The 11,544-nt window shown below is 64.5% G+C and carries 11 protein-coding genes; 6 read left to right on the forward strand and 5 right to left on the reverse strand.

From position 1 onward, the window contains the following. Window positions 1-31: 31 nt before the first annotated feature. The 3 genes from sdhD to NYR97_RS22350 are packed head-to-tail and all read right to left on the reverse strand — an operon-like array spanning window position 32 to window position 1,172. Complete coding sequence (gene sdhD, locus NYR97_RS20195; RefSeq protein WP_023904094.1) at window positions 32-418, reverse strand: succinate dehydrogenase, hydrophobic membrane anchor protein; 387 nt, start codon at window positions 416-418, stop codon at window positions 32-34. Beyond that, window positions 415-807 (reverse strand): succinate dehydrogenase, cytochrome b556 subunit, encoded by a 393-nt coding sequence (gene sdhC / locus NYR97_RS20200; protein WP_205394632.1) that lies wholly within the window; start codon window positions 805-807, stop codon window positions 415-417. The genes sdhD and sdhC overlap by 4 nt, the downstream gene beginning before the upstream one ends. A gap of 56 nt (window positions 808-863) precedes the next feature. Then, window positions 864-1,172, reverse strand: a complete 309-nt coding sequence (locus NYR97_RS22350; protein WP_306308862.1) for a DUF1674 domain-containing protein — start codon at window positions 1,170-1,172, stop codon at window positions 864-866. On the opposite strand from NYR97_RS22350, the gene ygfZ reads away from it, so the two are divergent. Continuing rightward, window positions 1,074-1,946 (forward strand): CAF17-like 4Fe-4S cluster assembly/insertion protein YgfZ, encoded by an 873-nt coding sequence (gene ygfZ, locus NYR97_RS20205; protein ID WP_316695449.1) that lies wholly within the window; start codon window positions 1,074-1,076, stop codon window positions 1,944-1,946. The genes NYR97_RS22350 and ygfZ overlap by 99 nt on opposite strands. On the opposite strand, the gene NYR97_RS20210 is transcribed toward ygfZ, so the two are convergent. Next, a complete protein-coding gene (locus NYR97_RS20210) occupies window positions 1,943-3,031 on the reverse strand; it encodes an ABC transporter ATP-binding protein (protein WP_316695450.1) in 1,089 nt (362 codons plus the stop codon). The genes ygfZ and NYR97_RS20210 overlap by 4 nt on opposite strands. 421 nt (window positions 3,032-3,452) lie before the next feature. On the opposite strand from NYR97_RS20210, the gene zwf reads away from it, so the two are divergent. From zwf to NYR97_RS20235, 5 genes are all read left to right on the forward strand, one after another. After that, a complete protein-coding gene (gene zwf, locus NYR97_RS20215) occupies window positions 3,453-4,883 on the forward strand; it encodes a glucose-6-phosphate dehydrogenase (protein ID WP_316695452.1) in 1,431 nt (476 codons plus the stop codon). Next, window positions 4,880-5,887, forward strand: a complete 1,008-nt coding sequence (gene glk / locus NYR97_RS20220; RefSeq protein ID WP_023904099.1) for a glucokinase — start codon at window positions 4,880-4,882, stop codon at window positions 5,885-5,887. The genes zwf and glk overlap by 4 nt, the downstream gene beginning before the upstream one ends. Then, complete coding sequence (gene pgl / locus NYR97_RS20225; protein ID WP_316695454.1) at window positions 5,884-6,603, forward strand: 6-phosphogluconolactonase; 720 nt, start codon at window positions 5,884-5,886, stop codon at window positions 6,601-6,603. Before glk ends, pgl begins: the two co-directional genes overlap by 4 nt. 172 nt (window positions 6,604-6,775) lie before the next feature. Continuing rightward, complete coding sequence (gene edd / locus NYR97_RS20230) at window positions 6,776-8,692, forward strand: phosphogluconate dehydratase (RefSeq protein ID WP_023904101.1); 1,917 nt, start codon at window positions 6,776-6,778, stop codon at window positions 8,690-8,692. 51 nt (window positions 8,693-8,743) lie between these two features. After that, a complete protein-coding gene (locus tag NYR97_RS20235; RefSeq protein ID WP_316695455.1) occupies window positions 8,744-9,403 on the forward strand; it encodes a bifunctional 4-hydroxy-2-oxoglutarate aldolase/2-dehydro-3-deoxy-phosphogluconate aldolase in 660 nt (219 codons plus the stop codon). A 272-nt stretch (window positions 9,404-9,675) separates the two neighbouring features. Here NYR97_RS20235 and NYR97_RS20240 read toward each other — a convergent pair. After that, window positions 9,676-11,015 (reverse strand): IS3 family transposase gene (locus NYR97_RS20240; RefSeq protein ID WP_205394725.1). Its coding sequence is split into 2 segments (ribosomal slippage): window positions 9,676-10,580 and window positions 10,580-11,015, totalling 1,341 coding nucleotides; the frame shifts between segments, so codons are not numbered across the junction. Window positions 11,016-11,544: the final 529 nt, after the last annotated feature.

The following is an 11,544-nucleotide window of genomic DNA, read 5'->3' on the forward strand; positions in this document are numbered from 1 at the left end:
ATCTGGATTCCTGTTCTGGGTGCCCGATGACTCAGGCACCGCCCAGCGCGATGCGCGCCACTGCGAAAATGCTGACGATCGCACCGAGCGCGGCGACGAACTTGACCGTGGTCTGCAACGCCAGCGCCAGCAACGAGTTGTGGATGTAGTCCTCGAGCACGACCTGCAGACCGATCTGCGCATGCCAGAACATCGCCACCAGGAAGCCGACCAGCAAGATCGCGTTCCAGGGTTTGGACACAGCCGCAACGGCGGTCGGGTAGTCCGAACCGAGCAGGCTCAGCACGAAGACCAGGAACCAGATCGACAACACCACCAGCGCGGTGGCGGTCAGTCGCTGCAGAACGAAATGCTCGGTGCCGGTCTTGGCCGCGCCCAGACCACGCACATTTTTCAGCGGGGTGCGGTAACGGTTCATGCGCCAGCTCCAATCAATACATAGGCCCAGATCGCAGCGGTGATCAGCAGGCTGACCAGCACCGAGGCCCAGCCGCTACGCACGAAGGCGGGAATGCTGTAGCCATACCCGAAGTCCTGCACGATATGGCGGATGCCGTTGGACAGATGGTAGGCAAATGCCCATGTCCAGCCGAACAGGAAAAGCTGGCCATACCAGGCGCCAAGCTGCTGCGTGAGGCAGGTCCAGTGGTCCTGGCCGAGCATCAACACCAGCAAAGCGGCGGCAATCACCAACGCGCCTCCTGACAGAATGATGCCGGTCGCTCGATGCAGGATCGAGGTGACCATTTGTATCTGCCAGCGGTACACCTGGAGATGCGGGGAAAGAGGACGTTCTCGGATCGCCATTCGCTGGGCTCATTATCTCGGCTGGGCGGCACTAGGCCGCTGTGGCTAAAAGCTGATCAGAAATCGATGCAGCGTCCATTTTTTTCCCAGTCGCCGTAGCGCGTTGGCTCAGGGCCGTCGCGCCCACCAATCTCCTTGGGCAGTGGCTGCTTCTCGGGAATGTGCTCCTGAGAAGAAGGCTGCGTTTCGGAATCCTGCGCTGGGGTGGGAGTTGGATGGCCTATCATAGTGGTCTCACAACAGTGCGATTTTAGTCCTCCCCTTCCGTGGCTGACAACCTGAATCTTATTCCGCAGGGTTTTGGCTCCCTGCACGACATGCAATACGTCCGCTTGATCGGGACGGATGCAGTGGCGTTCGCGCATGCGCAATTTGCCAACGACGTACAGGCGCTGGCGGTTGGGCAGTGGCAGTGGAATGCGTGGTTGACTGCGAAGGGGCGCGTGATTGCCATCTTCGCACTGTTGCGTGAGGACGACACGCACGTATTGATGCTGTTGCCCGACGGCAACGCGGCCGAGATCGCCTTGCAACTGGGCCGTTTCGTGTTCCGGCGCAAGCTCAAGATCGTTGTTGCAGCGCTATCTGCCTACGGCGGATTCGACGCAGCGCAACGCGCGCAGGGCGCACAGGCCGATATCGGAACGCAGCGTATCGAATTGGATATGGGATCGACTGCCCTGCCCCGCACCTTGCTGTTGCACACCGACCAGGCATTGGCAGCGCCTATCGAATTGCCAGGCGTGGATGCGCAGTGGCGCCGCGCCGATCTGCAACTGGGATTGGTCCGCCTGCCCGATGCACAACGCGAGCAGTGGACACCGCAACAGTTGGCACTGGATCGCCTGCAGGCCTTTAGCGTGAAAAAAGGCTGCTACCCCGGCCAGGAAATCGTCGCGCGCACGCACTTCCTGGGCAAGGCCAAACGCGCCTTGCAGCTCTTGGAAGTCGATGGCGCCATCGAAGCGGGCGATGCGGTCACGCTGGATGGCACGGCCATCGGCACGCTGGTGAGTGTTGCCGGCACTCTTGCGCTGGCGGTGCTGCCGCTGGAGCTGGCATTGGACGCCACCACCGCACTGCAAGCGGGCGCGCACAGCGCACGCCCACTTGCCATGGCACCCGGATTGGAGCGTTAAGCCGGATCCAGCCGCTCGCCGGTGGCCGAGTCGAAGAAGTGCAGCGCCTCGCTACGCAACGCCAGGCGCAGTGGCTGACCGACCGCCGGCAAGGCCTGCGGCGCGACGCGGATGACCAGTGGCTGACCGCCACGATCCAGGTTGAGGAAGATCTCGTTGCCGACCGGCTCGATGACTTCCACCTTCGCCTCGAAGCCCAGCAGCGCATCGCTCGACGGCTGCAGATGCTCCGGGCGCACGCCGACGATCACCTCGCGACCGAACCAGCTGCGATCCACCCGCGCCGCACCCAGCGGCACACGCCAGCCGTCGGCCATGACCAGATGCAGGCCGTCCTGCTCATCCAGCCGTCCCTGCAGCATGTTCATTGCCGGGCTGCCGAGAAAGCCGGCCACGAACAGATTGGCCGGGCGGTCGTACAGCGCCATCGGGCTGTCGATCTGCTGGATCACGCCATCCTTGAGCACCACGATGCGCTGGCCGAGCGTCATCGCCTCGACCTGGTCGTGGGTGACGTAGATCATGGTGGTGCCGAGCTTGCGGTGCAGCTGTGCAATCTCGGTACGCACGCTGTGGCGCAGCTTGGCATCCAGATTGGAGAGCGGCTCGTCGAGCAGGAACACCGACGATTCGCGCACCATCGCCCGGCCCAGCGCCACACGCTGCCGCTGGCCGCCGGACATCGCCTTGGGCAGCTTGTCGAGCATCGGGGTCAGGCCCAGCAGTTCGGCGGCGTTGTTGACGCGTTCGGCGATGACCTGCTTGGGATGGCCGCGCAGCTTGAGTCCGAAGGACAGATTCTCGGCCACGGTCATGTGCGGATACAGCGCATAGCTCTGGAACACCATGGCGATGTCGCGGTCTTTCGGTGCCACATCGTTGACCACGCGCTCGCCGATCTTCAGCGTGCCGGCGCTGATGTCCTCGAGCCCGGCGATCATGCGCAGCAGGGTCGACTTGCCGCAGCCGGATGGCCCCACCAGCACCATCAGCTCGCCATCGGCGACCTCGAAGCTCGCACCCTGCACCGCGACCTGGCCGTTCTCGTAGACCTTGCGGACACCTTCCAACTGCACTTTCGCCATCTTCGGCCTCAACGTAAGTTGTGCGCCCTGCCCTCGGCCCTCCCGACGGCGGTGACGCCACACGCGCCTGCAAGGAAATCTCCTGCAAGCGAATGCATTGGTTTATTCTGACATGTAATCGTTTTCACATGGCAACATCGATCTCGGGAGGGACCATGACGCCAGTTACCCACGCCGCTGTTTCAAGCGGTGCAGCCTACCGTGCGAGGCCAGGCACTTCGCCACGCATGTGCAGGTCTACCGCCGCAGCGCTAACCGCTGACGGCCACTTGCTGCAACAATCGGAGATTGGGCGTGCGCGTCCATCCTCCGCTGCGCGCACGTCAGTGTCGCTCAGGAACAGACGTACCGACCGCCGGCTGTCCGGCGCCTTTCCGACAAGCTGCTGATAACGATGTCTCCAGAATCTGAAATTCGGTCCATGCACAACACCCTGATCCTGTTCGGCGCCACCGGCGATCTTGCCCAGCGCTACCTGTTTCCTTCCCTGTTGCGGTTGTTCGTCGACGGCCTGCTGCCGGAGGATTTCCGTATCCGTGCGCTGGCCTTGTCGCCGCACGACACCGAGGCCTTCCGCGAGGTGCTGCGGCCGCGTCTGACCCAGGCCTTGCCGATCGCCACGCCCGAACAGATCGAAACGCTGCTGCAGCGGGTCGACTACCGCTCGGTGGATCTGCGCGATGCCGAATCGGTGGCCAATGCAGTGCGCGAGCTGTCCAACCGCCAGTGCGTGAGCTACCTGGCGATTCCGCCGGGCCTGTACATCAGCACCTGTCAGGGTCTGGCCCTGGGTGGTGCGCTGGCAGCCCCGCATCGATTGATGCTGGAAAAGCCGATCGGCCACGATTCGGATAGCGCGCTTGAGATTTTGCAGTCGATCGGCGCGCTGATCGACGAAGACCGCGTGTTCCGCCTCGACCATTACCTGGGCAAGGCGGCGGTACAGAACCTGATCGCGCTGCGCTTCGGCAATACGCTGCTGGAGGCGGTGTGGAACCGCACCTACATCGAGTCGGTGCAGATCCTGGTGGCCGAAAGCGAAGGTGTGGACGGGCGCGATGCCTATTACGCACGCTCCGGTGCGCTGCGCGACATGGTGCAGAGCCATATCCTGCAACTGCTGTGTCTGGTGGCGATGGAGCCGCCGGCCTCGCTGGAGGCCGACCGCATCCGCGACGAGAAGGTCAAGGTACTGCGCGCCCTGCGCCCGATGACCGCCGAACACGCCGCCCATGACAGCGTACGCGGCCGCTACACCGCCGGCAGCATCAACGGCCAGCCGGCGCAGGCCTATCACCCGCCGGAAGGCAGCGATGTGGAGACCTTCGTCGCGGTGACCGCGCATATCGACAACTGGCGTTGGGCCGGCGTGCCGTTCCACCTGTGCACCGGCAAGCGCCTGGCTGAGCGCTCCACCCGCATCGTGGTCACGCTCAAGCCGGTGACGCATTGGCTGTTCGAGCGCCCGGACCGGCAGAACGCGGTGCCCAACCGTCTGACCTTCCAGCTGCAGCCGCAGGAAAACATCGAGCTCGGCCTGATGAGCAGCCTGGCCGGCCCGGAATGGGGCGCGATCGAACTGCAGCCGCTGGAACTGGAACTGTCGGTCCCCACCGGCCTGCACCGCCGCATCGCCTACGAGCGCCTGTTCGTGGATGCCTTCAACGGCAACCCGGCGCTGTTCGTGCGCGACGACGAGGTCAAGGCCGCGTGGTCGTGGATCGACAGCGTCAGCGATGCCTGGAAAGACGCGCAGTTGCCGCTGCAGACCTACCCGGCCGGCAGTTGGGGACCCGATAGCGCGGCGCCCTTCCTGCCCCCGGCCACCGACGCACAGGGACACACCGCATGACCGCTCCTTCCAAGCCGGTGCTGGTTGCCGATATCGGCGGAACCAATGCGCGCTTCGCGCTGGCCGACGTCGACGCCTCGGTACCGCTGCTGGATGACACCTCGCGCGAATTTGCGGTGGTCGATTTCGGTTCGCTCGGCGAAGCCGCACGGTACTACCTCGACCAGATCGGCGTGCAGGCCACCCAGGGCGTGTTCGCCGTGGCTGGCCGCGTGGATGGCGACGAGGCGCGCATCACCAACCACCCGTGGGTGATCTCGCGCTCGCGCACTGCGGCCATGCTGGGCTTCAGCACTCTGCACCTGATCAACGATTTTGCCGCGCAGGCCATGGCGATCAGCCTGCTGCGTCCGCAGGACGTGGTGCAGGTGGGCGGCGCCAGCTGGCGGCCGGCGGCGATCGATCAACCGCGCAATTACGGGGTGATCGGCCCCGGCACCGGCCTGGGTGTGGGCGGCCTGATCGTGCGCAACGGGCGCTGTTTTCCGCTGGAAACCGAAGGCGGCCATGTCAGCTTTCCGCCGGGTACGCCGGAGGAGATCCGCATCCTGGAGATCCTTTCCGAGCAGTTCGGACGGGTCTCCAACGAGCGGCTGATCTGCGGGCCAGGCCTGGTCAACATCCATCGTGCGCTCAGCGAGATTGCCGGGGTCGACCCGGGCCCGCTGCAGCCCAAGGACATCACCGCGCGTGCGGCGGCGGGCGACCCGCGCTCGTCGCGCACCATCGACCTGTTCTGCGCCATCTTCGGTGCGATCGCCGGCGACATGGTGTTGATGCAGGGCGCCTGGGACGGCGTGTTCCTCACTGGCGGGCTGGTGCCCAAGGTGCTGGATTCGCTGCAGCATTCCGGCTTCCGCCAGCGCTTCGAACACAAGGGACGCTTCTCCGCGATCATGTCGCGGGTGCCGTCGCTGGCAGTCATGCATCCGCATGCCGGCCTGCTCGGCGCCGCCGCGTATGCGGTGGATGCGCAGCGTCAGCATCCAGGAGAGCAGCGATGAGCCTGCAGGACAATCCGCGCATCACCTTGGTGCGCTACGAAGACCCGGCCGAATGGACCGAGACGGTGGCCAGCGAGATGGCCGACCTGCTGGAACAGGAGATTTCGCGGCGCGGTCAGGCGCGCATGCTGCTGTCCGGCGGCACCACGCCGGCGCCGGTGTACGAATCCCTCGCCCACCGTGCGCTGGACTGGTCGCGGGTGGAAGTGGGCCTGGTCGATGAGCGCTGGCTGTCGCCGCAGGATCAGGACAGCAATGCCTGGCTGGTGAATCACAGCTTCCTGAGCCATGCGCCGGCAGCGACCTTCATCCCGCTGGTGCGCCCGGGCAAGCAGTTGCCCGAGTGCGTGCACACTGCGAACCTGCAGGCCACGCATGCCGAACCCGCCTGCCTGGCGGTGCTGGGCATGGGCGGCGACGGGCATACCGCCTCGCTGTTTCCCGGCGCCACCGATCTGCCCAAGGCGCTGGCCAGCCCGCAGCCGTACGCTTCACTGGATGCCACCGGCTGCCCAGGCTCCAATCAGTGGCCGCTGCGCATCACGCTGACGCCGGCCGGGCTCGCTGCCATCCCGACCCGCCTGCTGTTGCTGCGCGGCAAGCAGAAGCTCGACGTGCTGCAGGCTGCATTGGCGGGTGACGATGTCAGCGAATATCCGATCCGGGTGGCGTTGCAGCAGCCGGGTCCGCGTTTGCGGGTTCACTGGTGTGCTTAGGTGCGAGTCCCTCGCAACTACCCGCACATCCTTGTGCGGGGATTCAAACGTGCGAATCCCTCGCAGAGCCGATTTTGTGCGAATCCCTCGCAAAAGCCCGCACATCCTTGTGCGGGTATCAAAAAAAGAGCGTGATTACTTTCTTCCCCCCGTTTCTCATAGCCGGTAGCCAATGAGCCTGCATCCGAACATCCAAGCTGTCACCGACCGTATCCGCAAGCGCAGCGCGCCCTCGCGCGCGGCGTATCTGGCCGGTCTCGATGCCGCCCTGCGTGAGGGTCCGTTCCGTAGCCGTTTGAGCTGCGGCAATCTTGCGCATGGGTTTGCCGCGTCCGAGCCGACCGACAAATCGCGCCTGCGCGGTGCCGCCACGCCCAACCTCGGCATCATCACCGCCTACAACGACATGTTGTCGGCGCATCAGCCGTTCGAGCATTACCCGCAGCTGATCCGCGAGACCGCGCGTGCGCTCGGCGCCACCGCGCAGGTCGCTGGCGGTGTGCCGGCGATGTGCGACGGCGTGACCCAGGGCCGTGCCGGCATGGAGCTGTCGCTGTTCTCGCGCGACAACATCGCCCAGGCCGCGGCCATCGGCCTCAGCCACGACATGTTCGACAGCGTGGTCTATCTGGGCGTGTGCGACAAGATCGTGCCGGGCCTGCTGATCGGCGCGCTGGCGTTCGGGCATCTGCCGGCGCTGTTCATGCCAGCCGGCCCGATGACGCCGGGCATTCCGAACAAGCAGAAGGCCGAAGTGCGCGAGCGCTATGCCGCTGGCGAAGCCACCCGCGCCGAGTTGCTGGAGGCCGAGTCCTCGTCTTATCACTCGCCCGGCACCTGCACCTTTTACGGCACCGCCAACTCCAACCAGGTGTTGCTCGAAGCGATGGGCGTGCAGTTGCCCGGCGCCTCGTTCGTCAACCCGGAACTGCCGCTGCGCGATGCGCTGACGCGTGAGGGGACCGCGCGTGCGCTGGCGATTTCCGGATTGGGTCAGGACTTCCGCCCGTTCGGCCGCCTGATCGACGAGCGCGCCATCGTCAACGCCGTGGTCGCGCTGATGGCCACCGGCGGTTCGACCAACCACACCATCCACTGGATTGCGGTGGCGCGCGCGGCCGGCATCGTGCTGACCTGGGACGACATGGATCTGATCTCGCAGACCGTGCCGCTGCTGACCCGCGTCTACCCGAACGGCGAAGCCGACGTGAACCGCTTCCAGGCCGCTGGCGGCACGGCATTCGTGTTCCGCGAGCTGATGGACGCCGGCATGATGCACGACGACATCCCCACCGTGGTCGAAGGCGGCATGCGTGCCTACGCCAACGAGCCGCGACTCCAGGACGGCAAGGTCGTGTACGTGCCCGGCACCGCGACCACCGCCGACGACAGCGTGGCGCGTCCGGTCAGCGCCGCATTCGAATCGCAAGGCGGCCTGCGTCTGTTGCGCGGCAATCTCGGCCGCTCGCTGATCAAGCTGTCGGCGGTCAAGCCGCAACACCGCACCATTGAGGCGCCGGCAGTGGTGATCGATACCCCGCAGGTGCTCAACAAACTGCATGCCGCCGGCGTGCTGCCGCACGATTTTGTGGTGGTGCTGCGTTATCAGGGCCCGCGTGCCAACGGCATGCCGGAACTGCATTCGATGGCGCCGCTGCTGGGCCTGCTGCAGAACCAGGGCCGGCGTGTGGCGCTGGTCACCGACGGCCGTTTGTCCGGTGCCTCCGGCAAATTCCCGGCCGCGATCCACATGACCCCGGAAGCCGCACGCGGCGGTCCGATCGGGCGCGTGCGCGAAGGCGACATCGTGCGCCTGGATGGCGAAGCCGGCACGCTAGAAGTGCTGGTCTCGGCCGAAGAATGGGCATCGCGCGAAGTCGCACCGAACACCACGGTGGCCGGCAATGACCTGGGCCGCAACCTGTTCGGCATCAACCGCCAGGTCGTTGGCCCGGCCGACCAGGGCGCGATCTCTATTTCCTGCGGCCCGACCCATCAGGACGGCGCGCTGTGGAGCTACGACGCCGAGTACGAACTCGGTGCCGATGCCGCCGCTGCGGCGGCACCGCACGAGTCCAAGGACGCCTGATCCCCTTCCCTCTCAGCGACCGCCTGGCGGTCGCCGTCTAACGGAGTTGCAATGACGATTGCCCAGACCCAAAACACTGCCGAACAGCTGCTGCGCGATGCCGGCATCCTGCCGGTGGTCACCGTGGACACGCTGGACCAGGCGCGCCGCGTCGCCGATGCGCTGCTCGAAGGCGGCCTGCCTGCGATCGAGCTGACCCTGCGCACTCCGATCGCGATCGAAGCGCTGGCCATGCTGAAGCGCGAACTGCCCAACATCGTGATCGGCGCCGGCACCGTGCTGAGCGAGCTGCAACTGCGTCAGTCGGTGGATGCGGGTGCGGACTTCCTGGTCACCCCCGGCACCCCGGCGCCGCTGGCGCGCCTGCTCGCCGATGCGCCGATTCCCGCAGTGCCTGGCGCGGCCACCCCGACCGAGCTGCTGACCCTGATGGGCCTGGGTTTCCGCGTCTGCAAGCTGTTCCCGGCCACCGCCGTGGGTGGCCTGCAGATGCTCAAGGGCCTGGCCGGTCCGCTGTCCGAGCTCAAGCTCTGCCCCACCGGCGGCATTAGTGAGGCCAACGCGGCCGAGTTCCTGTCGCAGCCGAACGTGGTCTGCATCGGCGGCTCGTGGATGGTGCCCAAGGATTGGCTGGCCCAGGGCCAATGGGACAAGGTCAAGGAAAGCTCGGCCAAGGCGGCGGCGATCGTGCGGCAGGTGCAGGCGCGCTGATTTCTTGGCGCCGCATCCAGCGAGTTGAAAAGCCGGGCTGCGGTGGAAAGCTGATTTGGTGACAAAAAGCTGGTTGGCTGAGGAAAGCCTGGTTGGCTAGCGCTTTCAGGTGATTGAGGAAATCGCAGTTTGTTTACGCTTTAGATTTGGCTGAGGAAAGCCTGATTCGCTGGCGCCTTTATCTTGTGCGTGGAGCGGCCCGCGGGCGCCGGGGCAGGACACGCCGTGAACCCATCCATGAAGTGACCCCCAAAAGCTGGACAGTTGGGCGATCAGGCGACCAGCTTGCTCTGCTCCCGGTATTTTACCGGACTCAGGCCCTTCAATTTGAGCTTGATCCGGTCTTCGTTGTAGTACCTGATGTACTCCACCAGCCCGGCTTCCAGACTTTCGACGCTGTCAAAGCTGTTTAGATAAAAGAATTCGGACTTCAGCGTCCCGAAGAAGCTCTCCATGGCCGCATTGTCCAAGCAGTTGCCGCGTCGGGACATGCTTTGTTTCAGAGAGTGCTTTTCGAGTTGATGCCGGTAGTTCTCGTGCTGGTAGTGCCATCCCTGGTCAGAGTGGATCATCGGCCGAGCGTCGGGCGAAAGTTTTTTGATTGCCTGATCCAGCATCTGGCCCACCAGGTCGAATACCGGTCGGCGTTTCATCTGATAGGCCACGATTTCGCCGTTGTACAGATCCATGATCGGTGAAAGATAGAGCTTCATGCCCTGCACCTTGAACTCGGTGACATCGGTCACCCACTTCTGGTTGGGCATCTGAGCTTCAAACTGGCGGCTCAGTTCGTTGGCTACGATGACATTGGCTGCGCCCTTGAATGCGCGATAGCGCTTGATGCGCACCCGCGATCGCAGCCCCAGTCCGGCCATCAGGCGCTGCACCCGCTTGTGGTTGATCCTCTCACCCTGATTGGCCAGTTCCAGTGCGATGCGGCGGTAGCCATAGCGCCCTTGGTTTTCATCGTAAATCGCGCGGATGCGCTCACACAGGTCGATCTCACCTTCATCGGGACGGGCCAGGGCACGAATCTGGTAATAGAACGTGCTGCGCGATAGCTCGGCCGCCTTGAGCAAAAGCGGCAGTGCGTAGGTCTGCCTCAATCCGTGGACGGCTTGCGCTTTGCGCGCTGCGCCGCCTGCTCTTCCTGGATCAAGGCATCGAGTTTTTTTAAGTAGGCCGTCTCCGCACGCAGGTAGGCCACTTCCTTAAGCAGCTCATCGCGGCTCATGTCCTCGGCGGGCTTGGACGAGCGTTTTTTTTTCATCGGCTTCTGGGGCGGCGATAACGCTTGGGCGGCGCCGTCAGCATACAGCCGTTGCCAATGCGCTACCGCACCGGCGCTGCCTATCTGGAAGTAGGTCGTGGCCTCGCGCGCAGACATCCCCTCTTGGCGCATCTTTTCAAGAACTTCCAGCTTGAACGCAAGATCATAGGAGCGGGCCTTGCGGTGAAACCCGCGCCAACCGTGCAACTGATAGGTCGCTGCCCAACGCCTGACCGTGGAGAACTCCAGACCATGACGGCGAGCCACCGCCTTGACCGAGATGGAGGTCTTGCAGGCCTCCTTGGCGACCTGAAGTTTGAAGCGAGCGTCATATCTGTGCATGAAATCCTCGGAGTTGGACGGAGTGTCCAACTTCCGGGGGTCACTTCACCATGGGGGCTCTTACACGCGCCATGTCGTGTAAGGTCCTGCCCCGGCGCCCGCGGAGCACTCTTCGAATGTTCCTGTGTAGGCGGAACGTAGAGCAGCGATTACTGTCGGGCACGCTCCCCCGCCAAGCTTTGAAAAATTTCCTTACCTGATCAAGATCATGATGGCGACTCACCGAGGCGGCAGCGTGGCTGGGGATTGGCGGAGAGCGGCACAGGGATGTGCCGCGGCGGCGAGTCAGACAGGATGTCTGACCGAGCCGAGGAGCCAGTCCCCGGCCGCGCTGCCGCCCCCTCACCGAAGCCAGTAACCAACAGCCGCGCACTTGGAAGTACCCGGAGAATCGTACCCTCACCCCAACCCCTCTCCCGAGGGGAGAGGGGCTTCAGGCAGCTCATGACGTTCCAGACTCTAGCGCTACGTAGCGGTGGCGTTTTCGGTGTACCACGACACACCAACAGATCCCTGATCTGCTGCTGTC

The organism is Xanthomonas hydrangeae (assembly GCF_032697525.1).
Taxonomy (GTDB): domain Bacteria; phylum Pseudomonadota; class Gammaproteobacteria; order Xanthomonadales; family Xanthomonadaceae; genus Xanthomonas; species Xanthomonas hydrangeae.